We start from the raw sequence: 24,185 nt of genomic DNA, 5'->3' as shown, positions 1-24,185 counted from the left end.
TTCGCCCGATGGACGAGGGTGCTTCAGGCGCAGGCGACCTGGTTGCGCCCCGTGCGCTTGGCTTCGTAGAGCGCGCGGTCTGCCATGTCCACCAGCATGGCGCTGTAGGCATTGAATGCTCCGTCGCTTGCGCAGGCCATGCCGATGCTGACGGTCACGCCCACGGGGCCGGTCCGCTCGTTGCCATGCACGAGGTCCTGCACCGTCTGCCGGATGGACTCGGCCAGTTCCCGCGCACCCTGGGCGTCTGTGCCGGGCAGCAGCACGGCGAACTCTTCGCCGCCGTAGCGTGCCACCAGGCTGCCCGTGCGCTGCACCCGCTGCGCCAGCACGCTGCCGACACGCTTGAGCACCTCGTCGCCGAACGGATGCCCGTGCGTGTCATTGAGGTGCTTGAAGTGGTCCACATCCATCATGAGCAGCGCCAGCGTCGTGCCCGCGCGTTGCGCGCGGCGCCATTCCGCCTCGAGCACCTCGTCGAACCGGCGCCGGTTGGCCAGCCCGGTCAGCGCATCCGTCACGGCCAGCGACTCCAGGCGCGAGGTCAGCAGCCGAAGCTCTTCCTGCTGCCGCCGCGATTCCGTCACATCCATGTGCGAGAAGAAGCTGCAGCCGTTGGCCTGGGTGCCGCGCAGCTCGACAATGCGCACCCAGCGGTCGTGCGGCAACGCCAGCTCGTAGGGGGCGCCGGAAAAGCGCTGCCGCTCCTTCAATGCCGCGAGGCCGGCGGTGTAGCGTGCCGTCGGCTCTTCGCCGAGCCATGCACCCGCATAGATGTCGCCGAAGTGGCGCCGTGCCAGGTCCGCGATGCCGGACAAGCCGTAGAGGACGAGGAAAGCGTGGTTGGCCCAAATGGCCAGGTCGTGCTCATCGACCATCAACACGCCGTCCGCCAGGCTCTCCAGCGCCGTCGCCGCGTCAGGAGAGATGGATGCCGGCAAAGGCGCCACCTGGGGATTGAGCCGGTCCTGCATGCCCGTGAGCAAGGGCTGTGTCTTGCGCCACAAGCGCACGCGGCCGTGGCCTCCGAGCGGCAGGGACGCCACCCGTACCCGGTAGCCATGGTGATCGAACTCGTAGGAGCGCTGCTGGCTGCGGTGCCGCAGAACGCCGTCATCGATGTAGCGCTCCATCGACGGCAGTTCCTCCTCGCTCAGCCTTTGCCGGTAGAACCGCCGCAGGTTCTCCCGGTAGTGCTCGCCAGGGTAGACGTGCCCCGCGTGTTCGGGGAAGAACTGCAGGAAGGTATCGTTCCAGAGGAGCGTCCGGTCTTCTTCGTCGAAGACGCACAGGGCGACTTCGAGTTGGTCGAGCGCCGTAGCCAGAGTGCGCAAAGCGGCTTCGTCGGATGTGTTCACGGCGGAGTTCCACGGGATTGAGCGCTGTCTTCCGAAGCAAGGAGCGCGAGCGATGGGCACTGGTTGGATTTCGGTGAGCTATTGTGCGCTACGGCGCATCCACATCAGATCCGCTTCATCTTCATGTCTTAGGCTTGCCACATGCGCATCCTCCTGATCGAAGACGACCCTTCCCTGGGCAGTTCCCTGCAGTCATGGCTGCAGATGGATGGCTACGCGGTGGACTGGCTGCAGCGTGGCGACCAGGCGGCCACTGCGCTGGCCACCCATGCATACCAATGCGTGCTGCTGGACAGGGGACTCCCTGGCCTTGACGGCGATGCCGTGCTCAAAGCCCTGCGCGGCGCCGGTGCGTCCCAGGCGCAGTTGCCGGTGATCGTGATCACGGCGCGCGATACGTTGGCCGACCGCGTGCAGGGCCTGGACTTGGGTGCGGACGACTACCTGGTCAAGCCTTTCGACCTGGAGGAGTTGTCGGCCCGGGTGCGTGCGGCCCTGCGGAGGGGCGCGGCGCAGCAGGCACCGCAATTGCGCCATGGTGCGGTAGCCCTCGATCCGGCAGCCAAAAGGGTAACGCTGGACGGGGCTCCCGTCACGCTGACCGCGCGCGAATTTGCCGTTCTGCAGGCCTTGATGCGCCATCCCACCCACATCCTGAGCCGCGCACAACTGGAAGAAGCCTTGTACGGCTGGGGCGAGGAGGTAGAAAGCAACGCCATCGAGGTGCACGTCTACAACCTGCGCAAGAAGCTGGGCAACCGCTTCATCGTGACGGTGCGCAACCAAGGCTACGGATTGGCGCCCGCATGAAGTTCTTGCGATGGCTGCCGGAGGGCCTTCGGCCAAGCACTCAGCGCAGCGCACCGCCGGGCAGCAGCTGGTCGTTGCGGCGGCGCCTGTTGCTGGCGGTGATGGGTACCAGCATCGGCCTGTGGCTGGTCAGCCTGGCCATCGTTGTCAGTGTGGCCTGGTCTGCCACTGGAGACGTTCTCGACGATGCATTGGAAGAAGGCTCGCGCCTCGTGCTGCAGCTGGCGCGCCAGGGCGAAGGGGCCGCAGGCGCATCCCGGGAGCCGCGGATGGAACATGGCGAGGTGTTGAAGCTGCGCATGTACTACCAGCTCGTGGCACCCGATGGCAGCGTGCTGCTGCGCGGGGAAGACACTCCCGAGAAGGCATTCGTGCCCCATGCCCGGCACAAGGAAAAAACCTCGGTCTGGGTCGAGGGAGAACTCTGGCGCGTGTACGTGCGTCCCGGTCCGCGCGGCATCACCGCCCAGGTGGCGCAGCCGATGGAGGAACGTCTGGAGATGCTGGAAGACATGGCCGAAGACTTGGCCTGGCCCGCGCTGACGCTGCTGGCGTTGCTGGGCTTGCTGAGCTGGGCATTGATCCGGCGTCTGTTGCGGCCGCTGGAGGACGCGGCGATGCGCATCGATGCCAAGTCACCGCACGATCTGGCGCCTGTGCAGGCACACAATCCGCCGCGCGAGCTGCAGCCTATTCTGGATGCGCTGAATGCGCTGCTGGCGCGCCTGGCTACGGCGCTGGATGGCGAGCGGCGTTTCACGGCAGACGCTGCGCACGAGCTGCGCACGCCGCTGGCCGCATTGCGCATGCGTGTGCAGCTCATCGAGCGCGAGTTGAAGCTGCCCACGACCCATCTGCAGCAGCTGCGAGCCGATCTGGACCGCTGCACGGCACTGGTGGAAAGCCTGCTGGCACTGGCCCGCCTGGAGCCTCAGGCCGAGGGCCTGGTGCGTGAAGCCGTGGACCTGAATGCCTTGCTCGATGGCTTGAGTCTGCCGCCGAACGTCCGGGTGGAACGGTCCCTGGCCGTACCCCGCCTGCGGGCAGCGCCCGCCTTGCTGAACAGTGCGCTGCGCAACCTGATCGACAACGCCGCGCGCTATGGCCGCGTAGGGGGCCGGGTGCGTGTCGAAACCATGCAGTTGCCGCACGGCGGTATACGCCTGGCCGTGCGCGACGACGGCATGGGTGTGCCGTCCGAGCAGCGGGCGCGCCTGGGCGAGCGGTTCTTCCGGGTGCTGGGCACCGGCCAGACTGGCAACGGCCTGGGCCTGTCCATCGTGGCGCGCATCGCGGCGCTGCATGGAGCGACTCTGCATTTCGAAGAAGGGCTGGAGGGGCGGGGACTCGGCGCGGTGCTCGACTTCCCCGCGGACTGAAAGCACATCAGATTGCCTTCAGGTTCGCGCTTTCCAATGGTGTTGTTCCGCAACCGGCGGAGCTTCTTGCAACCACGGAAAAAAGGAGTTGAACCATGCGCTACATCGCTTCCACACTGGCGGCTGCCGCCGCAATGGCCCTGGGCGCTACCGTCGCCATTGCCCAGCCCTCGGGCTACACGGGTCCCAGCAACGCCCCCAAGGCCGTCGCTCCAGGCACTTACACAGGCCCCAGCAACGTGCCGCTGATGACGGTCAAGCAACTGCTCGACACGGGCCGGGACGACCAGGTCGCCCGCCTGCAGGGGCGCATCGTATCGTTCGAGGGTGATGAACGCTACATCTTCGAAGATGCCACCGGCCGTATCACCGTGGAGATCGACAACGAGGACTTCCCGCCAGGGCAGACCGTAAGCGCCGAGCAGCGCGTGGAACTCGTGGGTGAACTCGACAAGGGCCTGCGCAAGACCGAGTTCGAGGTGGACCGCGTTACTCTGCTGCCCTGAGCCCGTGGCGGCCACGAATCGGCTGGCCGTCCATTTCGAGGAGGAACCTGATGAGCACCGAAGAAATCCGCGCTATCCTTACCGTTTGCCTGCTGGCCTCGTATGCGGATGGCGCCAAGCATGACCGCGAGCGCGAGCAGATCCGCCAGGTGGCGCAAGGCCTGGCGCAGGACCAGCAGGTCAACTTGCCAAGCTTGTACCAGGACGTGCTGGTGCGCCGCGTCCAGCTGGCCGACGTGCTTTCGCAACTGGCCAGCGCAGAGGCACGCCTGCTAGCCTATGAAATGGCCGTGTGCGTATGCGAGGCCGACGGCCAAGTCAGCGCGCAGGAGCAGGCCTTTCTTGTCCAGCTGAGCGAAGCCCTGGGGCAAGAGCCTACGGCGTTTGCTGCCCAGGCCGAGGCATTGGCCAGCGCTCCCTTGCAGACTGCCGCCGCAGCCACGCCGGAGATGGAGCAGGCAGGCCTGCCTGCTCCGCATCCTGCTGCCGTCGATGCGCTGCCTGGCACCACGGCACAGCGCCGCACCGGTACGTTGCCTGCCGCCGACATGGACCGCAAGATCCTCCATGCGGCGATTCTCAACGGTGCCATCGAATTGCTGCCTGAGAACCTGTCCACGCTGGCCATCATTCCGCTGCAGATGCGGATGGTTTACCAAATCGGCCAGAGCTACGGCTACGAGCTGGACCGCGGCCACATCAAGGACCTGTTGGCGGCCCTGGGCGTAGGGCTGACCTCCCAGTACCTGGAAGAGGCCGGGCGCAAACTGCTCGGCGGCCTGCTGGGCAAGGCGGGCAAGGGTCTGTTGGGTGGACTGGGGCGCCAGGCCGTAAGCAGTGGCATGAGCTTCGCTGCCACCTACGCGCTGGGCCATGTAGCCAACCAGTATTACGCGGGTGGACGCACGCTGGGCACGCAAATGCTGCGTGATGCCTACGAGCACGTCATGGCCGATGGTCGTCAGCTGCAGGTGCAATACCTGCCGCAAATGCAGGAGATGGCGCGGGGGTTGAATACCGCGAAGATCATGCAGATGGTGCGGGGCGGTTGATTCGGTCCCGGTCGAAACAGGGCGAATCCTCCGTTTGAATAGCAATCGCCCCGTCCGGCTTTGTGCCGGACGGGGCGATTTTTCTTCAGGAAACGATCTGTCAGAACCTGTCGAGTTTGCGTCCAAAGCGAAGTTTGCGTATTGGCGTTTCTCCTCGTCGGATGTGCTCCGAAGTGCCCAGCCCTGCATGGCATGATTTGTGTCAAGCATCTCAAGAATGCGAGTGGCGAAACAATGACCAGGGAGCGACATGAACCGTTTCAAGATTTCCACTCGCCTCGTGTGGCTCATCGGCGCCTTGTCCATATTGATGATGGCCATCGGTGGTTTCGGCATCTACGGCATGCGGCAGGCCAATGCCGGGTTCAAGTCGATCTACGAAGACCGCATGCTCGCGCTGGGCGAATTGCTGGAGGTGCAGCGGCAATTGCTGCGTAACCGTGGCGCGGTCTCGCGGGCCATCGCGCTCAATGATCCCGAGGAAACCCGCAAGGCGGCCCAGCAAATCAGCGACAACGCGGCCGTTCTCGACAAGTCCTGGACTGCGTTCATGGCAACCGAGCATTCCCAGGAAGAGGTGCGCTATGCCGAGGACTTCGAGCGCCGGCGCGATCAATTCCGCGCAGGATTCCTGATGCCGGCCCAGACCGCCCTGCGCCAAGGAGACCTTGACACCGCGCTGGCAATGCTGCGCGAAAAGGACGAGGCCCTCTATGCCCCGTTGCGGGAGGACATCGTCAAGCTGACCGATTTCCAGGTCGAGAACGGCAAGGCCGAATACATGCACTCCCAGGCCAGTTCCAACATGATCCAGACCCTGGCGATCGGCCTGATCGTGCTGGGCGTGGCCTTCGGTGCGCTGTTCGGGCTGGCTCTGATCCGGGGCATCACCACCTCGCTGCGGCAAGCCGTGGAAACCGCCGACGCCGCAGCCGAAGGCGACCTGTCGCATGCGATCGACGTGCACGGCCAGGACGAGGTGGCGAGGCTGCTGGAGTCGCTCGCCAAGATGCAGGACGGCCTGCGCAAGGTGGTGCGCTCGGTGCACAGCAGTTCCGAGAGCGTGGCTTCCGCCAGCGCCCAGATCGCACAGGGCAACCAGGACCTTTCCTCGCGCACTGAAAGCCAGGCAAGCGCCCTGGAGGAAACCGCTGCCTCCATGGAGCAACTCAACGCCACGGTCCGCCAGAATGCCGACAACGCACAGCAGGCCAACCAGCTCGCGCAGAGTGCCTCGACCATCGCCGAGCGTGGCGGCGAGGTCGTCTCGCAGGTCGTGGGCACGATCAACGACATCAGCGCATCGAGCAAGAAGATCGCCGACATCATCGGCGTGATCGACTCCATTGCCTTCCAGACCAACATCCTCGCGCTGAATGCCGCTGTCGAGGCTGCGCGTGCGGGCGAGCAGGGGCGTGGCTTCGCTGTGGTGGCATCCGAAGTGCGCATCCTGGCCGGGCGCTCGGCCGAGGCTGCCAAGGAGATCAAGACCCTGATCCTCGACAGCGTCGGTCGTGTGGAACAGGGCAGCGCGCTGGCCGCCCAAGCGGGCGAGACCATGGACGAGGTCGTCGGCTCCATTCGCCGCGTCACCGACATCATGGGCGAGATCAGTGCCGCCAGCCATGAGCAAAGCTCCGGCGTGGCCCAGGTAGGCGAGGCGGTGACTCAGATGGACCAGGCCACCCAGCAAAACGCAGCGCTGGTCGAGGAGATGTCTGCAGCAGCATCCAGCTTGCGCAGCCAGGCGCAGGAACTGGTGCGGACTGTCGGCGTCTTCAAGCTGGATACCGCGCTGCGCGCGTCGCCGCCCGCCTTGCCTCGTCAGGATGCGGTAGTTGGCGCGCTACCGGCCTGAACATGAGAGGGCTGGGGTACGCCTCGGCTGTTCGGTTTGCTACAGGGACGTGGCCCTTTGATGTGGTATCGGTGAGATGATTTGAATACTTGAACTTCTCATCCGGTTGTGATGAGGGTTTCTACATGATTGGTTATCTCGGTGCAGCTAAGTTACTAGATGAATTCAGCCATTTTTTTCTCGTCAGGGAGCCCAGTTTAAAAGCATCGTATTAAAGTGGCTGGTTTCATGCTGCCGCTTTGTAAAATACGGGTCGAGTATGAGATGCATTTCGTAGCGGGACATGTTTATGCGTCAGGCGGATCCACACACAGAATTCTGACGACTATGCGCCGTCACACCCAGCGGCAGGATCTTCCGAATTCTCAACTTCTGGCCAAGCGCGTCTTGGCCACAAGAGCATCTGGATACCAGTGCGAGGACGTTGAACCAACTTGCCCACGAAACCTGGGAACACCTGCCGTTATGTTTGACGCATGTATTGCATCGAACAGTTGAATCCGCGGCGATGATATTGCTGTTTCAATGCCGAGGATCAACGATTTATGCTCGCAACGAGAATGAGTGGTCGATGGGCGAAGGGGTGCTCCGAGCTCAGGGTTAAGGGTTTGCTGAAGCGGCTGCTGAATTGCTGGGAACCGGCCAATTCACTGCATCAACCCCATTGAGCTTTGGCTTGGCGAAAAAAAAGCCTTGGAATAAATTGACTCCCGCTGCACGAAGCCAGCTCCATTCATTGAAAGATCCCACTCCTTCGGCTACTATTGAAATACCTAATGAAGAACAGCACTCCACGATTGCCTTGACAATGGCTTGACGGGGGCCATCAGTATGGATGTTTGTCACAATCTGGCGGTCAATCTTTAACTTCTCCGGCTGAAATTTGGCCAACATCGCCAGTCCTGCGTAGCCCGCGCCAAAGTCGTCAATTGCTACGCTAATGCCAGCGCTGCGCAGTTTTTTTAAAGCAGCGTAAAAATCGTTGAAATGAGAGATCGCTTCCTCTTCTGTTATTTCAATGATTAATTGCTGAGGCTTTAGTCCTTGCTCTTTAATTTGCTCCACCAGCCAATCCACAGAATATTCGTTATTTGTCAGTGATGCTGGTAAAAGATTGATGGACAGGTTTGTGTGGCCCACGCCTATGGCTGCAGCGAGTTCAAAGGCATGTCGCTTAGTCTTGAGATCGTAGATGTGAAGATGATCTGGCCGTAACGTATTGAATAGCTCCTGAGGCGTTCCGCCGCTGGGGCTGCGTACTAATGCCTCCAAGGAGGAGATCAGACCTGTGGAAGTATCAACAATAGGCTGAAGGGCGAATTGGCAAAATTTGGATGAATAGATTTCAGGCCCCGCCTGGGCAAAGGGCGTTGGCCGCAATTCAAATGTCCATTCCGCTTGATCGTACGCTTCGGTGGCATGATCGAGCCATCGGCCAGAGGCAAAAGCTACCATCAGCTTAAAGGCGCGGGTCTACTGCAGGAAGGTCTGCGTCTCGAACAAGACGAGTGATCATTGCCTCGGCTGTCTCATCGCTCTGAGATTGGACCTTTAACAACTGCATGCCCCAATGTGGGAATTTACGGGCAGGGGCATAGTCGTCAAGTAGTTTGATGATGTGATGATGCCGTGAGTCTTCGAGTATCCTAAGAAAAAGAGTTTGTACTGCTTCCTCCGGCCCTTCCAGGTATTGAAAAAAATAGATCCCGTCAAAGAGAAGCATGCCGGTGATAGACATCGACTCGTTGCGTACTCGGGCGTTTTTCTCGAGTGCGATCAATTGTTCCGAAGAAAGGAAAATGCGGCTCCGGCTTCGGTAGACTAGTGCCGAGACCGCTTCCGCTGTGTGTGCATTTGTCATATGCACTCTAGCTTAATTTAGAAAGGGTTGTGCGTCAGGTGGAGCAGCATTCGACACAATGCTCATCAGGTTTTTACGCTCCGTTTAGGGTTGTGAATTCAACCAGTCGATGCAACACAATGATTGCACTTGGCACAAGAAGCACTGCATGAAGCAACACCCTTGGATCTACTACACCGAAGGCGATGGTGTCGGGATCCTTGGAGCAGGGGCGATACTCTGCGCCAGCTCGACAAGCTGTTCGATCGGCCACATACCTCCATTCAGAACATCCTGGCAGCAACCGGAGGAGTCCGTCTGCCGGCTCGCCATCGATCTGATTAGCACTGCCCCTCGCTGAACGCGAGGAGACCACGCAGGCTTCGGCTGCGAGCGAGTCTGGCCTGATCGGTTTAGTCGAGCCAGTTTTTCCTGAGAAGACGGTGGATTGCACGAACTCTGGTCCGTTGTCCGAACCTCAGGTCGGCCACGATCTGCTTGAGCTTGCAGTTTTCTTCTTCGAGCTGGCGCAGCCGGCGCCACTCCGAGGGGCCCACACCCGCGTACTTCTTGCGCCGCACCTCTTCGACACGGGTGTCCAACTCCGCCTGCTTCAACGCAAGGCGATCTGAGCCTTAGTGACCTTGCTTCTTCACGACATGCTCCTGGCCCGATGCGGGCCTTCATCATGCCGGTCGTTCTGTTACTGAACGGTTCGAAATCATGGGACAGGGTCAATCTCACCTGCGCCGATCCTGCCAGCTGTCCACCAACCGGGTCCATGCCGCCATGCGATCGCCAGCCGACGTGCCAGCCGTTCCGGAGTTGCTGGCCACCAGTTGGTCGATCGCTGCCTCTTGATCCTGGCTGAACTCTTGCGGGAACATCGGTACGACGGTGACGATGCAGTCCCCGGTTTTTGCCTCGTTCGCCCACGGCAGGCCGGCGTTTTTGATGCGGTAGTTCAGGTGGCCTCGCCGCAGCTTCATCTGTTGCAGCCCGCGGGGCGTTGGAACCTCGATCCAGCGATTGGCCATCCATGCAAAACCATCGACGGGCAGCTCGCACTTCAAGGTCCCATCGGCTTCAGCCGTGAAGAACTCGTGCGGCTGCAGCTCTATGCGTACGCGCAGCCCCAGCTTGTACTGGCGTTGACTGCCTTGCACCAGGGCTGTGACATCGAGCAGGTCGCCAGCACGTGCGCCAGGCACGACCTGCACCCGGCAGCGGTACTTGCTCGCCGGTGCCTGACCGCTAGCCGCGCAGGCAGTACAGCTTTGGCGCGTCTTCCCCTGCCCCTGGCAGGCTGCGCATTCGACCGTGGGCGAGACCCAGGCGAACCAGAGATTCGGCCGGATGTGGCCGGTGCCACTGCATTCGCTGCACTCGGTAGCCTGCAGTTGCAGGCCGCCGCCGTTGCACTCGGCGCAGTCTTCGACCACCTCGCCCCGAACTTCCCTGACGCAACCGGTCACCACCTCCTCGAGCGTGAGGCTGATGGTGTGCTCGACGGTGGATTCCGCACCGGGGGCAGGATCCTCGGCTTCAGGCTCCGGTTCGTCCCGGGCGTTGCGGATCATTTCCAGTGCCCGATTGATACGCTGAATCTTTCGCAGGGCATGCGGGCTGTTGTTGCGATCCGGGTGCCAGCGTGCAGACAGGCGGCGCCACGCGACCTTCACTTCGGCATCGCTGGAGCCCGGTGCCAGGCCAAGTTCGTGGTAAGGGTCGTCAAGGTCCATGAGCTCAATGGCGCAAGCTATGTTGCAGTGCAGCATGGTAGCAGGCGCAGCTTGCCGACCAGATTCTCGGGCTGGGCGCGCTGGTCTGGTTTTCCTCTGCGCACCGGCATGCCCGCTCCCGGAGATGTCTGCTTTCGGGGCTCTTCTGTTGAAGTGCCCGGCGCTGGCAGAGAAATCGACCTCCTAGACTGCCCCGGATCGAAGTTCTCACGTGAAGGAAGAGGTAAGGCCCCCGAAAACATGGCTCAAGGCAGAGGTAGGGAATTTTTCGGCAGAATAGGTCGCAAGCGGTCGCAGAAGCTTGCCATGGCCGCTGCCGCTCCAGGCATGGAGGCATCGCCTAGATTGGCTAGAAGGTCGACAGCATCCACGGCGAAGTCACATCGCAACACGCCCCCAGGCATCGCCTCGGTCCCTACGTTCGCTGCCTGGAGATAGCGATTGCGTCTGGACCAGCCGTGGAGCGCAGCGACAATGCACCATGGAACAAGAGACCCGCATCAGGCTGCTCACCGGTGGTCTTTGGCCTTCAAGGACGGCGCTGGGGGCCAAGCGATCTTGCGATCGTTGCCAGAGAATTGCTGTGCGAAACCACTGATGGCCAAGCCCCTGACCCCGATCCTTCGCACGCTTCCCAACGGCGTCCGGCTACTAGTTATCTCCATGCCACACGTGCAGAGCGCGAGCGTGGGCGTGTTCCTGCGCGTCGGCTCCCGTGACGAGACGCCTGCGACCAACGGCATCAGCCATGTTCTGGAGCACATGGCCTTCAAGGGCACCACCTCACGCTCTCTGCAGACCATCAACCTGGATGCTGAGCGGCTGGGCGCGGAGGTCAATGCCTATACCGGCAAGGACATCACCGGCTACTTTATGACCGGCCTGGGACAGCATGCGACGCAGTTGCTCGCCATGACGGCCGACATCGTGCTCCACAGCACCTTTCCCGAAATCGAACTGCAGCGCGAGCTGGGGGTGATCCGCCAGGAGGCCATCGAGTACGACGAGGACCCGGAGGACAGTTCCAGCGATCTGCTGGACCGCGCTCTCTGGGGCGCCGATCCCATGGGCATGCCCGTGATCGGCACGGTCGAGAACATCGAGGGATTCACCCGCGACGATCTGGTTCGCCATGTGCAGCAGCACTACGTGGCGGGCAAGACCGTCGTGGCAGCCGCCGGCCAGTTCGATGTAGATGCCTGGATGGCGCTCGCGGAGGACCTCTTTGGGGCAATGCCTGCATCGGAAGACCTCTTAGGGGTACATCCACCGGTGCCCGCAGCGCATATTGGTCAAGCCGTGGCCCGGCGCTTCACGCAGGTGTCGCAGGTATTCCTCCACATCGCCTATCCGCTGACGCCTGCGGGGCCAGACGGTATGTCGCCGCAACGCTGGCGTTTGGCTGCTGCGCTCGCGGCCAACCTGTTCGGCGGCGGGATGTCCTCGCCTCTGGTCGATACGGTTCGCGAGCAACTCGGTCTGGCATACACGGCAGATGCCACGCTCGACAGCGGAGACGCTTGGCTGAACTTCGTGGTGCATGCCGTGACCACCCCGGACAAGGTCCAGGCGCTGGTTCAGGTCACGGGTGAACTGCTGCATGCCCAGGCCGCCATCATCGACCCGGTCCACCTGGAGCGGGCGAAGAACCAGCTAACCGTCTCCCGCGTGCGCGCCAGTGAACGACCCTTTGCCACGATGGAGCGCGCCGTCGAGGAGCTTTTTGCCAGCGGCACCGTGACGCCGCTGGCCGAGGTGATCGCCCTGATCCACGACATTCGTTCGGAAGAAGTTCAGGGCGTCTTTGCGCGAATGCTAGCCCATCTGCCTGCGCTGTCGATCACGGGCAAGGGCGTCAGCGCCCCATCTGCGCGGAAGCTGGCGGCCTCGCTGGCAGCCACCGTGAGAGCGCTGGACTGCTGAGGGACGCATTTCAGGCCCGGCGACACCTGAGCCTGTCGCCTCCCGTAAGCCCTCTCCTTTGTTCACAGCCCCTTGCGCCTCACTGTTCCTCGCTGCTGCTGCGCCTTCTTCTTCGCTTGCGGCCTTGCCAGAGCCTTCTGTTTCAGGAGGCTCGGATCCCGCGTCGCACCGGCTGGATCGCTGAAGGAGCGCTTGTTGCCGCAGGGGCTTTGGTTTGTTCAAAGCGGCCAGCATCCTTGCAAAAAACCAGTGCCAGTGGCTACATGATGGCTACATCAGATGAAAAAGAAAAACCCCGCGATCTTTTGGATAACGGGGTTTCTTTTGCTGACTTGGTGCCGGAGACATGAATCGAACACGCGACCTTCTCATTACGAATGAGCTGCTCTACCGACTGAGCTACACCGGCGAAGACTTAAATTATATACCGGAATGATAGCTGGTCACGCGCTCGACCTCGTTTTTCGAGCCCAGGATTACGCTCACGCGCTCGTGCAGCTGGGTGGGCTGGATGTCGAGGATGCGCTGTTTGCCGTTGGTGGCGGCGCCGCCGGCTTGCTCGACCAGCCAGCCCATGGGGTTGGCCTCGTACATCAGGCGCAGCTTGCCGGGCTTGTTCGGCTCGCGCTTGTCCCAGGGGTACATGAAGATGCCGCCGCGCATGAGGATGCGGTGCACGTCGGCCACCATGCTGGCGATCCAGCGCATGTTGAAGTCCTTGCCGCGCGGGCCCTCCTTGCCGGCCAGGCACTCCTGGATGTAGCGCTTGACCGGCTCGTCCCAGTGGCGCATGTTGCTCATGTTGATCGCGAATTCCTTGGTGTCCTCCGGAATGCGGATGTTCTCGCGCGTGAGCACGAAGGAGCCTTGCTCGCGGTCGAGCGTGAACATGGCCACGCCGTCGCCCACGGTGAGCACCAGCGTGGTTTGCGGGCCGTAGATGCAGTAGCCGGCCGCCACCTGCTGGTGGCCGGGCTGCAGGAAGTCGGCCTCGGCCACGGGTTCGGCGGTGTTGGGGTCGTCGTGGTGCTTGCGCAGCACCGAGAAGATGGTGCCGATGGAGACGTTGACGTCGATGTTGGACGAGCCGTCCAGCGGGTCGAACATGAGCAGGTATTCGCCCTGGGGGAAGCGGTTGGGCACGACGTAGATGCCGTCCATTTCCTCCGAGGCCATCGCGGCCAGGTGGCCGCCCCATTCGTTGGCTTCGATCAGCACCTCGTTGGCGATGATGTCGAGCTTCTTCTGCACCTCGCCCTGCACGTTCTCGGTGCCGGCCGTGCCCATCACTTCGCCCAGGTCACCCTTGTTCACGGCCAGGGCGATGCGCTTGCAGGCGCGCGCCACCACTTCGAGCAGCAGGCGCAGCTGCGGCGGGATGCGGCCGTCGACGCGCTGCTGTTCGACGAGGTAGCGGGTGAGGCTGATGCGTTCGGTCATGTCAAAAGGCTCCTTCAATCGGCGAGGGCGCGGGTGACGACCTCGCGCACGTCGTTGGATAGGTCGGGCTTGGCGGCCACGCGGGCGATGGCCTCGCGCGCTGCCGTGCGGTAGGGCTCGGCGAGCTTGCTCCAGCGGTCGAGCGCACGCGCCAGGCGCGACGCGACTTGCGGGTTCAGGCTGTCGAGCTCCAGCACGCGGTCAGCCCAGAACACGTAGCCTGCCGCGTCGGCGCGGTGGAAGCCGCCGGGGTTGGCGCTGCAATAGCTGAAGATCACGCTGCGCGCGCGGTTGGGGTTCTTCAGGTTGAAGTCGGGATGCTTCATGAGCTGGCGCACGGCGGGCAGCACGTCGCCGCCGTGGTCGGGGCGGCTGGCCTGCAGGGCGAACCACTTGTCGATGACCAGCGCGTCGTCCTTGAAGATCTGGTGGAAGCGCGCGAGCGCGGGCGCCGCGAGTTCGTGGCCGCTGGTGACGAGGGCCGAGAGCGCGTTGAAGCGGTCGGTCATGTTGCCCGCATCCTTGAAGCGCTGGTAGGTCTTGCCGGGCCACACGGCGTCGCCGCTTTCGCGCGCGGCCAGGCAGAGCATGGCGAGTGCGCTGCCCGCGAGCGCGCGGCGGCCGCTGCTCACGGCGTCGGGGCGGTAGGCGCCGCAGTCCTGGTGCGTTTCCCAGGCCCATTCCCAGTCGCCGCGCAGCGCGGTGGCGAGCTCCATGCGCAGCGCCTCGCGCACGGCATGGATGCGCTGGGGATCGACCATGTCGAGTTGCTCGGCGATGTAGCTTTCCGAGGGCAGGGTGAGCACCAGGTCCTTGAACGCCGCGTCGAGCTGCGGGTGGCGCAGCACGTCGCGCATGGCCTGCACGAACGCGGGTTGCAATAGATTTTGGCCGCCAGCGCTTGTCTGGTATGCGCTGGAAGCTATTGCATTAATAGCAATGCGCAGCATCAGACGCTGGCTGGCCTCCCAGCGGTTGAAGGCATCGGTGTCGTGCGCGAGCAGAGTGAGCAACTGCTCATCGGTGTAGTCGTACTCCAGGGTGACGGGCGCGCTGAAGCCGCGCAGCAGCGAGGGCACGGGCTGGCTGGGTACGTTGACGAAGGTGAGCGTCATGCTTGGCTCGGTCAGCACCACGGTGCGGTCTGCGGCGCCCGCGGCCGCTTCGCCCTGCAGTTGCAGGGGCAGGGCGGCGCCGTCGGCACCGAGCAGGCCCAGCGCCACGGGGATGACGAAGGGCTGCTTCTCCGGCTGGCCCGGCGTGGCGGGGCAGCTTTGCGAGAGGGTGAGCGAGTAGGTCTGCGCGGCGGCGTCGTAGCGACCCTCGGCCTTCACGCGCGGCGTGCCGGCCTGGCTGTACCAGCGCTTGAACTGGTCGAGGCGCTGCGCCAACTCGCTGCCGGGGTTCGCATCGGCGATGGCCTGCGCGAAGTCGTCGCAGGTGACGGCATGGCCGTCATGGCGCTCGAAGTAGAGCTTCATGCCCTTGGCGAAACCGTCGCGGCCCACGAGGTTGTGCTGCATGCGCACGACTTCCGAGCCCTTTTCGTAGATGGTGACGGTATAGAAGTTGTTGATCTCGACGTAGCTGTCGGGCCGCACGGGGTGGGCCATGGGGCCGGCGTCTTCGGGGAACTGCACGGTGCGCAGCACGCGCACGTCCTCGATGCGCTTTACGGCGCGCGCCGAGGGGCTGCCCGCCATGTCCTGGCTGAACTCCTGGTCGCGGAAGACGGTGAGGCCTTCCTTGAGCGAGAGCTGGAACCAGTCGCGGCAGGTGACACGATTGCCCGTCCAGTTATGGAAGTACTCGTGGCCGACCACGCTCTCGATGTTGGCGAAGTCCACGTCGGTGGCGGTCGCCTGGCTGGCCAGCACGTACTTGGTGTTGAAGACGTTCAGGCCCTTGTTCTCCATCGCGCCCATGTTGAAGTCGCTGGTGGCGACGATCATGAAGCGGTCGAGGTCCAGGCTCAGGCCGAAGCGCGCCTCGTCCCAGGCGATGCTCGCCATGAGCGAGTTCATCGCGTGCTCGGTCTTTTCCAGGTCGCCGGGGCGCACATAGACCTGCAGCAGATGGTCGCGGCCTGCGCGGCTTCGGATCTGCTGCTCGCGCGCGACCAGCTTGCCCGCCACCAGCGCGAACAGGTAGCTGGGCTTCTTGTGCGGGTCGTGCCACTTGGCGAAGTGGCGGCCGTCTTCCAGGTCGCCGCTCTCGACGAGGTTGCCGTTGGAGAGCAGCACAGGATACGCCGCCTTGTCGGCGCGCAGGGTGACGGTATAGCTCGCCATCACGTCGGGCCGGTCGAGGAAGTAGGTGATGCGGCGGAAGCCCTCGGCCTCGCACTGGGTGAAGAAGGTGTCTCCGCTCACGTACAGGCCCGAGAGCTGCGTGTTCTTGGCGGGGGCGCAGGTGGTGAAGATCTCCAGAGCGAAGGGTTCTTCGCCTTCGGGCAGGTTCTCCAGCACGAGCTGGTTGCCCTCCATCTTGAACGAGGTGCCGGCGCCGTCGACCAGCACGCGGGCCAGGTTCAGCTCCTCGCCGTGCAGGCGCAGCGGCTGGGGCGCCACGGCCGGATTGCGGCGCAGGCGCATCCTGTTCAGCACGCGGGTCTTGGCCGGGTCCAGGTCGAACGCGAGATCCACCGTGTCGATCCAGAACGCGGGCGGCGCGTAGTCCAGACGGTGGATGGCGGTGGCTTGTCCTTCTTTCATCATGATTCCTTCGGGCGCTTACACGCCCTGCTTGAGCGAGGCTTCGATGAACACGTCCAGGTCGCCGTCCAGCACCTTCTGCGTGGCGGAGACTTCGACGTTGGTGCGCAGGTCCTTGATGCGGCTGTTGTCCAGCACGTAGCTGCGGATCTGGTGGCCCCAGCCCACGTCGGTCTTGGTGTCTTCGAGCTTTTGCTGCTCTTCCATGCGCTTTTGCATCTCGTGCTCGTAGAGCTTGGAGCGCAGGCGCTGCCAGGCCACGTCGCGGTTGCTGTGCTGGCTGCGGCCATCCTGGCATTGCACCACGATGCCCGTGGGAATGTGCGTCAGGCGCACGGCCGAATCGGTCTTGTTGATGTGCTGGCCGCCCGCGCCGCTGGCGCGGTAGGTGTCGGTGCGAACGTCGGAGGGGTTGATGTCGATCTGGATCGAGTCGTCGATCTCGGGATAGACGAACAGCGACGCGAACGAGGTGTGGCGCCCGCCCGAGGAGTCGAACGGGCTCTTGCGCACCAGGCGGTGCACGCCGGTCTCGGTGCGCAGCAGGCCGTAGGCGTATTCGCCCTCGATGTGGATCGTGGCGCTCTTGATGCCGGCCACGTCGCCGGGCGTCTCTTCGTCCACGGTGGCTTTGAAGCCCTTGCGCTCGGCGTACTTGAGGTACTGGCGCAGCAGCATGCCGGCCCAGTCGCAGGCCTCGGTGCCGCCGGCGCCGGCCTGGATGTCGACGTAGCAGTTCAGCGGATCGGCCTCCTTGCTGAACATGCGGCGGAACTCCAGCTCCTCGATGAGCGGGCGCAGCTTGTCGGTCTCGGCCTCGATGGTGACCAGGCCTGCCTCGTCGCCTTCCTCCTTGCTCATCTCGTAGAGCTCGGCGTTGTCGGCCAGTTCGGCGGTGAGCTTCTCCAGCGTGAGCACCACGCCGTCCAGAAGCTTCTTTTCCTTGCCCAGCTCCTGCGCCTTCTTGGGGTCGTTCCAGACGTTCGGGTCTTCCAGAGAGGCGTTTACCGTGCGCAGGCGTTCGTACTTGGCATCGTAGTCAAAGATACCTCCGTAACTCTTGCGTCCGGGTGGACAGGTCTTCGAGGGTGGTGCCGATGAGGTTGATGTGTTCTGCGTCCATGGTTGCGGTGTCCTGTGTGTCTTGTTGGGGAGTAACCCGCGATTTTCTCATGGGACGCGCATTGCGCCGCCCGGCCTCACCCCGCCCGCAGCAGGCCTTGCCGTTCGATGAAGTCCACCACCGCATCCAGGCCGTGCTGCGTCTTCAGGTTGGTCATCACGAAAGGCTTGAGCCCCTTGGGCGTGGTGCGCATGCGCGTGGTGTCGGCGTGCATCACCTCCAGGCTGGCACCCACGTGTGGCGCCAGGTCGGTCTTGTTGATGACGAACAGGTCGCTCTTGGTGATGCCGGGGCCGCCCTTGCGCGGGATCTTCTCGCCCGCAGCCACGTCGATCACGTAGATCGTGAGGTCGGAGAGCTCCGGGCTGAACGTGGCTGCGAGGTTGTCGCCGCCCGATTCGATGAAGACGATGTCGGCATCGGGGAACTGGGCCAGCATGCGGTCGATGGCCTCCAGGTTGATGGAGGCATCTTCGCGGATCGCCGTGTGCGGGCAGCCGCCCGTCTCCACGCCCAGGATGCGCTCGGGCGGCAGCGCGCCGCTGATGGTGAGCAGGCGCTGGTCTTCCTTGGTGTAGATGTCGTTGGTGATGGCGACCAGGTCCCATCGGTCGCGCATCGCCTTGCAGAGCATCTCCAGGATGGTGGTCTTGCCCGAGCCGACGGGCCCGCCGATGCCCACGCGCAGCGGGGGCAGCTTCTTGGTGCGGTGGGGGATGTGGTGCAGTGCGGTGGTCATGATCTGAAGAGGCGTGAGTATTGGTGTTCATGCCGGGCCGAGAGGATGGCCAGCATGGGCGAAAAGGCTTGCCGTGCGGCGTCCGGCAGGGCCAGGGCGTGCTCCACGGCGGCGGGGATCTCCTGGCTCAGCCGTGCCAGGATGCGCTGGCCGCTGCTCTGGCCCAGCGGCACGGCCTTGATGGCGGCCTGCACCATGTTCTCGGCCCAGCCGAAGGCGTAGGCCAGCAGGGCACCCTGCGGCGCGGCGCCGGTGCAATGTGCGGCGTAGGAAAAGGCGATGGGGTAGGCCGCATCGTGCGCGGCCAGCCAGGCGATGGTGTCTTGCCGCCTGGCATCGCCCGCATGGCGGTTGCGCAGCCAGTCGACGAGCGAGCGGCCCATCTGCTCGGCCTGCAGGCGCAGCTCGCTGCTTTCGCGCGTGGTGCGCACCCAGGCGTTGAGGGCTGCGATGCGCTCCAGGTCATGCGCGGCCCAGGCATGCAGGGCCTGCGCGATGGCGGCCATGTCGCCGCGCGTCTGGGCGAGCTGCAATTGCTGCACCAGCCAGTCGCCCGCTTCCTGCTCCGTCGCGGCCAGCCCGGCATGGACGGCCGCCTCCAGCCCTTCGGAGTAGGAAAAGCCGCCGATGGGCAGCGCGGGCGAGGCCAGCCACATCAGCTGCAGCAGGCTGCCGGGCGAGAGGGGCTCAGTGGTCATGCGCGTGGCCGTGACCATGGCTGTGGCCATGTCCGTGATGGCTGTGGCCGTCGTTGGTCACATGCCCTCCGTAGGCGCCGCCCTCGGGTTCGAAGGGCAAGTCGGCTGCCTCCACCATCATGTGCATGGCACGCAGCATGTCGGCCAGCACGTGGTCGGGCTCGATCTTCAGGTGGTCGGGCTGCAGCTCGATGGGCACGTGGCGGTTGCCCAGGTGGTAGGCGGCGCGCATCAGGTCGAATGGCGAGCCGTGCTGCGCGCATGCCGTGATGCGCAGCACTTTCTGCTTTGCCGCAAGCACGCGGATCAGGCTGCCGTCCTCGGCAACCAGCACGTCGCCGCCGCGCACGGCCTGGCCGCGTGGCAGGAAGATGGCGAGCTGGCGGCCCTGGCTGTCTGTCGCGGAAAAGCGGCTTTTCTGGCGCACGTCCCAGTCGAGTTCCACGGTGGCGGCGCGCTTGAGGAGGGCGGGAGAAAGGCCCTGGCCCTGGGCCAGGAGTTTGTTGGCGGTGAGCATGGCGTGGTTCGTGCTTGGATGATCGGCCTATGGTGACTGAAAAATCTTCTTCATGGCTGCCCTGCGGAGCGGCCTGGGTGGCCGTCTATGGCACCTTGCGCGCGGGCGGCGTCAACGACATCGCGCGCCTGCGGCCCGGCATCGCGCTCGTGGGCAGCACGGTGCTGACGGGCACGCTGCACGACCTGGGCTGGTATCCGGGCCTGTGCCTTGCCGGCATGCAGCCGGTGCAGGCCGAGGTGTATGCGCTCGACCCCGCGCTGGAGCAGCAGCTCGACCGCATCGAAGGGCTGTGGCCCGAGGACGTGGGCGAATACGCCAAGCGGCTGCTGACCCTGCCCGTTGCGCTGACGCAGGGCGGCACGCAGGAGATGCCGGTGCTGGTCTATGAGGCCCTGCCGCCTGCCGTGCGCGGTGCGCCGGTGATCGCGGCGAGCGACTGGCTGGCGTGGTTCGCGCAGACGGGTCGGAGTGCGCCAGGCGGGACATTTCAGCTCAGGAGCCATATGTAGCCTTGTGATATCAAAAACAATAGCTGCTCGCGCTTGGTGCATAAGCGCTGGAGTCCGATTTCATTCATGAACCGGAAAGGCCAGCAGGTATTCGTAGCTGAGGCTCGTCGTGCGTGCATCGCCCGCCACGGGTGCGCGGCGGATCGCCAGCAACTGGTTGATGCCCGCCACCGGCGTCACTGTGGCCATGCCGTCGGCTGCGGTCGTGACGGGCGCGCCTTTCTCGCCGAGTGAGATGCGGATGCCCTCGGCCGGCTTGCCGTCCAGCAGCGCCTGCACGCGCAACGGCTGGCCCGCATGCGGCGTCTGGTGGGCGAGCGGCACGATTTCGAACGGCTGGCCCAGCGGCTTCTGTGCGAACGCGCCCCAGGTGATGATGGTCTTGTGGTACTTGATCGCATGCACGCCGCTAGTGGCGCCGGGGTTCTCGTTCATGGGCTTCTCGACCATGGGGCCGCTGCTCACGCTACTGAAGTAGCCGTTGTCGAAATGCACGGCCAGCATCGCGGCCTGGCGCTCGGGCCGCACGCGCACGCCGCCTTCGCGCGGCTCGATCTTCACGGGGATGCTGCGCCCGCGCTGGTCGAAGGCCTGCACGCTCTTGAGCTTTTCGGGACGGAAGGTTTCGAGCACGCCTTCGTGCCCGCCGAACTGCACGACGTAGCCGCCGCCCGCATCGGGCTCCAGCCAGACGTTGTGGGCCTGCGCGGGCAAGGACAGGGCGGCAGCGCATGCAAGCGCGAGGATGAGCGAGAAGAAACGCATGGTGAAGATTCCTGTGGGTCAGAACTGCGCCTGCACGCCGATACGGAACGTGCGCGGCACGCCGGGGGCAAAGACCTGGGTGCCGCCGCCCATGACGGACGATGAGGAGGCATACACCTTGTCCTTGAGGTTGGCGACGGTGGCGTAAAGCCGATAGCCGGTGCCGGGCACGGTGTAGTTCACGCCCGCGTCCCAGATGGCATAGCCGCCGTAGTTCACGCTGTTGTCGGCGTTGACCGCATAGCGACCCACGCGGCGCCAGGTGAGCGAGCCTTCCCAGCCCGCCACGGGGCGCCATGTGGCGCTGACCGTGGTGGTGGTGCGCGGCACGCCGGCCACCTGCTTGCCGAGCATGGAGGGGTCAGCGTTCTGCGTGACGCGCGAATGCGCGCTGCCCCAGGCCAGCGACAGGTCGAGCTGGCGCGTGGCGGCCCAGAGGGCGCAGGCCTCCACGCCCGTGCGGCGCGTGGAGCCGTAGTTCTCGTAGATGCCGGGCGCCACGGCGCGGATTTCACCGGACGACAGCAGCTGGTACGCGGCCACGTCCAGCGTCAGGCCCGCGATGGGCTGGATCTGCGCGCCGACTTCGGTCTGTCGAAAGACGTTGGGGTTGAGCGAGCGCGCGCCCAGCGCATATTTGGCGAATTCGTCGGGCAGCGCGAAGCCTTCCGACCAACTCGCGCGCGCCAGAACGCGGGGCAGCAGCTGCGAGCGCACTCCTATCTTGGGGCTGGCGTGTGACATGCGCGCCAGCGGGCCGCAGTCGGCGTCGCCAGTCTCGGGGCCCAGGGGGCGGCAGTTGCCGGTGAAGCGATCCCAGCGCAGGCCGAAGGAGGGCTGGAACAGCGGGTGGATGGGCGCATCCACCTCGGTGAAGGCCGACAGGCTGTTGAGCCGCGCGCGCCGGTCGAGCCCTGGCGGTGCGGTGCGCACGCGGTTGTCCTCGCCGTCATAGAACTGGTAGTCCGTGGCTTCGCGGAAGGTTTCTATGCCCGCCACCCAGTTAATCGGCGTGAACGCCGTGGCGTGGCGGCCATTGAGGCTGGTGCCCGCGCCGTAGACCGTGCGGTCATACGTTTCCTCGCGCTGGCGCCAGGCGGTGGGGCTCACGGGGCGGCTGAACCAGCGCGTGAAGTCCTGCCGCGTGGTGTAGGCGAAGGTGAGCCATTTGAGTTCCGGCGCGATGGCGTACTGCACGTCGGCGCGCAGCGTTGCGAAGTGCTTTTTCGATCCGTCCAGCATGGCCTGTGGCTCCTTGCCGTAGGGGTCGGTGGCAAAGCGCGCCGCCGTCACGTAGCCGGGCGAATCGCCGTCGCCCTGGTGCAGGCGGCCCGAGAGCGCGATCTCCAGCGCGGGCGTGACGGTCTTGCTCCAGCGCGCGGCCAGCGTGGTGCGCTCCACGCTCGATTGGGTGCGGAAGCCATCGGAGCGGTAGTGCTGCGCGGCGAGATTGAGCGTCTGCCCCTCACCGGGCTTGAGGCCCAGCGCGGCCTGCGCATCCAGCGTGCTGTGCGATGCGATGCTCGCATCCACTTCCTTGTACTCGCCGCCCTTGCGCGTCTCGATCGCCAGCAGCCCCGCGCGGTTGAAGTTGCCATACAGAGCGGATACCGGCCCCTTGTAGGCGGTGAAGCGCTCGATCTCCAGCGGCACGATGACGTTCAGATCGACGTAACCGTCGGCATGCGACATGGCCTCGTTGAGCGGAATGCCGTCCAGCACCACGCCCACGTCCCCGCCATGCCCGCCGCCGCCAAAGCCCCGCATCACGATGGCGTTGCCCACGCCCGAGAGCTGGTAGTCCTGCACGTTCATGCCGGGCACCTGGCGCAGCAGATCCTCGGGGCGGGTGGCGTGGGCGTTCTGGATGTCCTGCGTTTCCAGCGTGGTGGTGGAGTACGCGGCCGCGCCGCCGCGCGCGGATTCGCCCTTGACCTCTACCGTATCCAGCACGTGCGTCTGGGCCTGGGCGGTCTGTGTGAGGCCCAGCAGGCAGGCGGCGGCGATGGGGTGCAGTGAGCGGCGAAGAGGCAAGCGCATGAATGGTCGTGGGGCGGAAAAGGCGTATGAAGAATCAAGCAAACTTCATACCCAACCCGCCGATGACCCGCAGCCGAATCCCGGTACGCTTGCGGCCATGCAACGCCTGAGCATTTCCATCGACGACGATCTGGCCGCGGACTTCGAATCCCTGATCCAGTCCCGCAGCTACAGCAACCGGTCGGAGGCTTTCCGCGACCTTGTGCGCCGCGAACTGCGCCAGGAGCGCCTGACCGCGCGGCCGGATGCGCCTTGCGTTGCCTCATTGAGCTACCTGTACGACCACCACGACCGCACGACCACGCTGCGGCTGCTCGATATTCAGCACGACCACCATGTGCTGACGCTGGCTTCCACGCACGTGCATCTGGAGCACGATCTCTGCCTGGAAACGCTGATCCTGCGTGGGCCTGCCAGCGCGGTGAGCGACCTGGCCAACGCCATCCTGGCCGAGCGGGGCGTGAAGGACGGGCAACTGCATCTGATGGTCTGATGCGCCGGGCTGCGTTTATGGGTTAATATAACGAACGTTATAACTACCGTTGCGAGCTTTCCCATGTCCGCACTCAAACTCACCCAGATCGGCAACTCCGTGGGCGTGATCCTGCCCAAGGAGGTGTTGGCACGGCTCAAGCTCGCCAAGGGCGACACGGTGTTCTTGACCGATGCGGCCAACGGTGGGGTGACGCTCACGCCCTATGACCCGTCGCTGGAAGACCAGCTCGCGCTGGGGCGCGAGTTCATGCGCGAATACCGCGACACCTTTCACCAATTGGCCAAATGAGCGAGTGGCGCTGGATCAGCCGCGAAGCCCTGTTTCTGCTGCATGACGAAAGCTTGGCCGAGCATGGCGGCGCGCCGGGGTTGCGGGACGAGGGGCTGCTGGACTCGGCGCTGGCGCGGCCTCAGCACCTGGTGGCCTACGGCTCGCCCGATCTGGCCGACCTGGCCGCTGCCTATGGCGTGGGGCTGGCGAAGAACCATGCCTTCGTCGATGGAAACAAGCGCGCGGCCTTTCTGGCGGTGGGCTTGTTCTTGCTGCTCAACGGCCAGCGGCTGAGCGCTACGCAGGTCGAAGCCACGCTCACCATGCTGGACGTGGCGGCGGGCCAGTTGAAGGAATCCGCCTTCGCGCAATGGCTGCGCGAGCACATGCGGCCGCGCTGAAT

Annotated in this window: 22 protein-coding genes, 1 tRNA gene and 1 pseudogene; 10 read left to right on the top strand and 14 right to left on the bottom strand. The window is 64.3% G+C overall.

The features are described from left to right. Window positions 1–23 precede the first annotated feature (23 nt). Complete coding sequence (locus tag AVS7_RS22075; protein WP_020230222.1) at window positions 24–1,358, bottom strand: diguanylate cyclase; 1,335 nt, start codon at window positions 1,356–1,358, stop codon at window positions 24–26. Between the two features lie 141 nt (window positions 1,359–1,499). Between AVS7_RS22075 and AVS7_RS22070 the strand changes: the two genes are divergently transcribed. The 5 genes from AVS7_RS22070 to AVS7_RS22050 all read left to right on the top strand — a co-directional run bounded on the left by AVS7_RS22070 (window position 1,500) and on the right by AVS7_RS22050 (window position 6,963). Then, complete coding sequence (locus AVS7_RS22070) at window positions 1,500–2,168, top strand: response regulator transcription factor (protein WP_020230221.1); 669 nt, start codon at window positions 1,500–1,502, stop codon at window positions 2,166–2,168. A gap of 101 nt (window positions 2,169–2,269) precedes the next feature. Beyond that, window positions 2,270–3,547 (top strand): sensor histidine kinase, encoded by a 1,278-nt coding sequence (locus tag AVS7_RS22065; protein ID WP_234450047.1) that lies wholly within the window; start codon window positions 2,270–2,272, stop codon window positions 3,545–3,547. 95 nt (window positions 3,548–3,642) lie between these two features. Further along, window positions 3,643–4,053 (top strand): YgiW/YdeI family stress tolerance OB fold protein, encoded by a 411-nt coding sequence (locus AVS7_RS22060; RefSeq protein WP_020230219.1) that lies wholly within the window; start codon window positions 3,643–3,645, stop codon window positions 4,051–4,053. A 50-nt stretch (window positions 4,054–4,103) separates the two neighbouring features. Continuing rightward, window positions 4,104–5,105 (top strand): YcjF family protein, encoded by a 1,002-nt coding sequence (locus tag AVS7_RS22055; RefSeq protein WP_020230218.1) that lies wholly within the window; start codon window positions 4,104–4,106, stop codon window positions 5,103–5,105. A 250-nt stretch (window positions 5,106–5,355) separates the two neighbouring features. After that, window positions 5,356–6,963 carry a methyl-accepting chemotaxis protein gene (locus tag AVS7_RS22050; RefSeq protein ID WP_020230217.1) on the top strand — a complete coding sequence of 536 codons (1,608 nt, stop codon included), beginning with the start codon at window positions 5,356–5,358 and terminating at the stop codon, window positions 6,961–6,963. A 600-nt stretch (window positions 6,964–7,563) separates the two neighbouring features. Here AVS7_RS22050 and AVS7_RS24160 read toward each other — a convergent pair. The 4 genes and pseudogenes from AVS7_RS24160 to AVS7_RS22040 form a co-directional block, all read right to left on the bottom strand. Then, window positions 7,564–8,418, bottom strand: a complete 855-nt coding sequence (locus tag AVS7_RS24160) for an EAL domain-containing protein (RefSeq protein WP_024002090.1) — start codon at window positions 8,416–8,418, stop codon at window positions 7,564–7,566. Between the two features lie 4 nt (window positions 8,419–8,422). Further along, window positions 8,423–8,824, bottom strand: coding sequence for a BLUF domain-containing protein (locus AVS7_RS24155; RefSeq protein WP_082176614.1), 402 nt, complete (start codon window positions 8,822–8,824; stop codon window positions 8,423–8,425). A 458-nt stretch (window positions 8,825–9,282) separates the two neighbouring features. After that, a pseudogene (locus AVS7_RS22045) lies at window positions 9,283–9,431 on the bottom strand (IS3 family transposase); the annotation flags it as partial. Window positions 9,432–9,543: 112 nt separating this feature from the next. Then, window positions 9,544–10,545 carry a DnaJ C-terminal domain-containing protein gene (locus AVS7_RS22040; protein ID WP_020230215.1) on the bottom strand — a complete coding sequence of 334 codons (1,002 nt, stop codon included), beginning with the start codon at window positions 10,543–10,545 and terminating at the stop codon, window positions 9,544–9,546. A gap of 597 nt (window positions 10,546–11,142) precedes the next feature. On the opposite strand from AVS7_RS22040, the gene AVS7_RS22035 reads away from it, so the two are divergent. After that, complete coding sequence (locus tag AVS7_RS22035; protein WP_020230214.1) at window positions 11,143–12,468, top strand: pitrilysin family protein; 1,326 nt, start codon at window positions 11,143–11,145, stop codon at window positions 12,466–12,468. Window positions 12,469–12,801: 333 nt separating this feature from the next. Here the strand turns inward: AVS7_RS22035 and AVS7_RS22030 are convergent. The 7 genes from AVS7_RS22030 to ureE all read right to left on the bottom strand — a co-directional run bounded on the left by AVS7_RS22030 (window position 12,802) and on the right by ureE (window position 19,699). After that, window positions 12,802–12,877: transfer RNA gene (locus AVS7_RS22030), tRNA-Thr, on the bottom strand. A gap of 11 nt (window positions 12,878–12,888) precedes the next feature. Then, on the bottom strand, window positions 12,889–13,908 hold the full coding sequence (locus AVS7_RS22025) for a class 1 fructose-bisphosphatase (RefSeq protein ID WP_020230213.1): 1,020 nt from the start codon (window positions 13,906–13,908) through the stop codon (window positions 12,889–12,891). A 14-nt stretch (window positions 13,909–13,922) separates the two neighbouring features. Continuing rightward, window positions 13,923–16,622, bottom strand: a complete 2,700-nt coding sequence (pepN, locus tag AVS7_RS22020) for an aminopeptidase N (protein ID WP_020230212.1) — start codon at window positions 16,620–16,622, stop codon at window positions 13,923–13,925. A gap of 18 nt (window positions 16,623–16,640) precedes the next feature. Next, window positions 16,641–17,745 (bottom strand): peptide chain release factor 2 gene (prfB, locus tag AVS7_RS22015; RefSeq protein WP_144425164.1). Its coding sequence is split into 2 segments (ribosomal slippage): window positions 16,641–17,663 and window positions 17,665–17,745, totalling 1,104 coding nucleotides; the frame shifts between segments, so codons are not numbered across the junction. A 76-nt stretch (window positions 17,746–17,821) separates the two neighbouring features. After that, window positions 17,822–18,484: an urease accessory protein UreG gene (gene ureG / locus AVS7_RS22010; RefSeq protein WP_020230209.1), complete on the bottom strand. Its 663-nt coding sequence runs from the start codon at window positions 18,482–18,484 to the stop codon at window positions 17,822–17,824. Continuing rightward, entirely contained in the window at window positions 18,481–19,212 is a 732-nt protein-coding gene (locus tag AVS7_RS22005) for an urease accessory protein UreF (RefSeq protein ID WP_369799129.1), read from the bottom strand. Before AVS7_RS22005 ends, ureG begins: the two co-directional genes overlap by 4 nt. After that, a complete protein-coding gene (ureE, locus tag AVS7_RS22000) occupies window positions 19,172–19,699 on the bottom strand; it encodes an urease accessory protein UreE (RefSeq protein ID WP_020230207.1) in 528 nt (175 codons plus the stop codon). Before ureE ends, AVS7_RS22005 begins: the two co-directional genes overlap by 41 nt. Before the next feature lie 29 nt (window positions 19,700–19,728). Here ureE and AVS7_RS21995 point away from each other — a divergent pair, with 29 nt between their 5' ends. Next, window positions 19,729–20,211, top strand: a complete 483-nt coding sequence (locus AVS7_RS21995) for a gamma-glutamylcyclotransferase (protein WP_049696993.1) — start codon at window positions 19,729–19,731, stop codon at window positions 20,209–20,211. Window positions 20,212–20,271: 60 nt separating this feature from the next. Here AVS7_RS21995 and AVS7_RS21990 read toward each other — a convergent pair whose 3' ends face one another. Together AVS7_RS21990 and AVS7_RS21985 are read right to left on the bottom strand one after the other, a co-directional pair. After that, on the bottom strand, window positions 20,272–20,976 hold the full coding sequence (locus tag AVS7_RS21990; protein WP_020230205.1) for a DUF4198 domain-containing protein: 705 nt from the start codon (window positions 20,974–20,976) through the stop codon (window positions 20,272–20,274). Between the two features lie 18 nt (window positions 20,977–20,994). Further along, window positions 20,995–23,016 carry a TonB-dependent receptor gene (locus AVS7_RS21985; protein WP_020230204.1) on the bottom strand — a complete coding sequence of 674 codons (2,022 nt, stop codon included), beginning with the start codon at window positions 23,014–23,016 and terminating at the stop codon, window positions 20,995–20,997. Between the two features lie 97 nt (window positions 23,017–23,113). On the opposite strand from AVS7_RS21985, the gene nikR reads away from it, so the two are divergent. From nikR to AVS7_RS21970, 3 genes are all read left to right on the top strand, one after another. Continuing rightward, window positions 23,114–23,509, top strand: a complete 396-nt coding sequence (nikR, locus tag AVS7_RS21980) for a nickel-responsive transcriptional regulator NikR (RefSeq protein ID WP_020230203.1) — start codon at window positions 23,114–23,116, stop codon at window positions 23,507–23,509. 63 nt (window positions 23,510–23,572) lie between these two features. Then, window positions 23,573–23,800, top strand: a complete 228-nt coding sequence (locus AVS7_RS21975) for an AbrB/MazE/SpoVT family DNA-binding domain-containing protein (protein WP_020230202.1) — start codon at window positions 23,573–23,575, stop codon at window positions 23,798–23,800. After that, the gene (locus AVS7_RS21970; RefSeq protein ID WP_020230201.1) at window positions 23,797–24,183 is read left to right on the top strand and encodes a type II toxin-antitoxin system death-on-curing family toxin; all 387 of its coding nucleotides are present in this window, start codon (window positions 23,797–23,799) and stop codon (window positions 24,181–24,183) included. Before AVS7_RS21975 ends, AVS7_RS21970 begins: the two co-directional genes overlap by 4 nt. Window positions 24,184–24,185 lie beyond the last annotated feature (2 nt).

Source organism: Acidovorax sp. MR-S7, assembly GCF_000400995.2.
Taxonomy (GTDB): domain Bacteria; phylum Pseudomonadota; class Gammaproteobacteria; order Burkholderiales; family Burkholderiaceae_C; genus MR-S7.
This window is presented reverse-complemented; position numbering and strand designations above follow the sequence as displayed.

Excerpts from the sequence above, each read along its gene's own strand:
- AVS7_RS22070 (WP_020230221.1), top strand. The coding sequence starts at position 1,500 with ATGCGCATCCTCCTGATCGAAGACGACCCTTCCCTGGGCAGTTCCCTG.
- AVS7_RS22065 (WP_234450047.1), top strand. The coding sequence starts at position 2,270 with ATGGGTACCAGCATCGGCCTGTGGCTGGTCAGCCTGGCCATCGTTGTC.
- AVS7_RS22060 (WP_020230219.1), top strand. The coding sequence starts at position 3,643 with ATGCGCTACATCGCTTCCACACTGGCGGCTGCCGCCGCAATGGCCCTG.
- AVS7_RS22055 (WP_020230218.1), top strand. The coding sequence starts at position 4,104 with ATGAGCACCGAAGAAATCCGCGCTATCCTTACCGTTTGCCTGCTGGCC.
- AVS7_RS22050 (WP_020230217.1), top strand. The coding sequence starts at position 5,356 with ATGAACCGTTTCAAGATTTCCACTCGCCTCGTGTGGCTCATCGGCGCC.
- AVS7_RS24160 (WP_024002090.1), bottom strand. The coding sequence starts at position 8,418 with ATGGTAGCTTTTGCCTCTGGCCGATGGCTCGATCATGCCACCGAAGCG.
- AVS7_RS24155 (WP_082176614.1), bottom strand. The coding sequence starts at position 8,824 with ATGACAAATGCACACACAGCGGAAGCGGTCTCGGCACTAGTCTACCGA.
- AVS7_RS22040 (WP_020230215.1), bottom strand. The coding sequence starts at position 10,545 with ATGGACCTTGACGACCCTTACCACGAACTTGGCCTGGCACCGGGCTCC.
- AVS7_RS22035 (WP_020230214.1), top strand. The coding sequence starts at position 11,143 with ATGGCCAAGCCCCTGACCCCGATCCTTCGCACGCTTCCCAACGGCGTC.
- AVS7_RS22025 (WP_020230213.1), bottom strand. The coding sequence starts at position 13,908 with ATGACCGAACGCATCAGCCTCACCCGCTACCTCGTCGAACAGCAGCGC.
- pepN (WP_020230212.1), bottom strand. The coding sequence starts at position 16,622 with ATGAAAGAAGGACAAGCCACCGCCATCCACCGTCTGGACTACGCGCCG.
- ureG (WP_020230209.1), bottom strand. The coding sequence starts at position 18,484 with ATGACCACCGCACTGCACCACATCCCCCACCGCACCAAGAAGCTGCCC.
- AVS7_RS22005 (WP_369799129.1), bottom strand. The coding sequence starts at position 19,212 with ATGGCCACAGCCATGGTCACGGCCACGCGCATGACCACTGAGCCCCTC.
- ureE (WP_020230207.1), bottom strand. The coding sequence starts at position 19,699 with ATGCTCACCGCCAACAAACTCCTGGCCCAGGGCCAGGGCCTTTCTCCC.
- AVS7_RS21995 (WP_049696993.1), top strand. The coding sequence starts at position 19,729 with ATGGTGACTGAAAAATCTTCTTCATGGCTGCCCTGCGGAGCGGCCTGG.
- AVS7_RS21990 (WP_020230205.1), bottom strand. The coding sequence starts at position 20,976 with ATGCGTTTCTTCTCGCTCATCCTCGCGCTTGCATGCGCTGCCGCCCTG.
- AVS7_RS21985 (WP_020230204.1), bottom strand. The coding sequence starts at position 23,016 with ATGCGCTTGCCTCTTCGCCGCTCACTGCACCCCATCGCCGCCGCCTGC.
- nikR (WP_020230203.1), top strand. The coding sequence starts at position 23,114 with ATGCAACGCCTGAGCATTTCCATCGACGACGATCTGGCCGCGGACTTC.
- AVS7_RS21975 (WP_020230202.1), top strand. The coding sequence starts at position 23,573 with ATGTCCGCACTCAAACTCACCCAGATCGGCAACTCCGTGGGCGTGATC.
- AVS7_RS21970 (WP_020230201.1), top strand. The coding sequence starts at position 23,797 with ATGAGCGAGTGGCGCTGGATCAGCCGCGAAGCCCTGTTTCTGCTGCAT.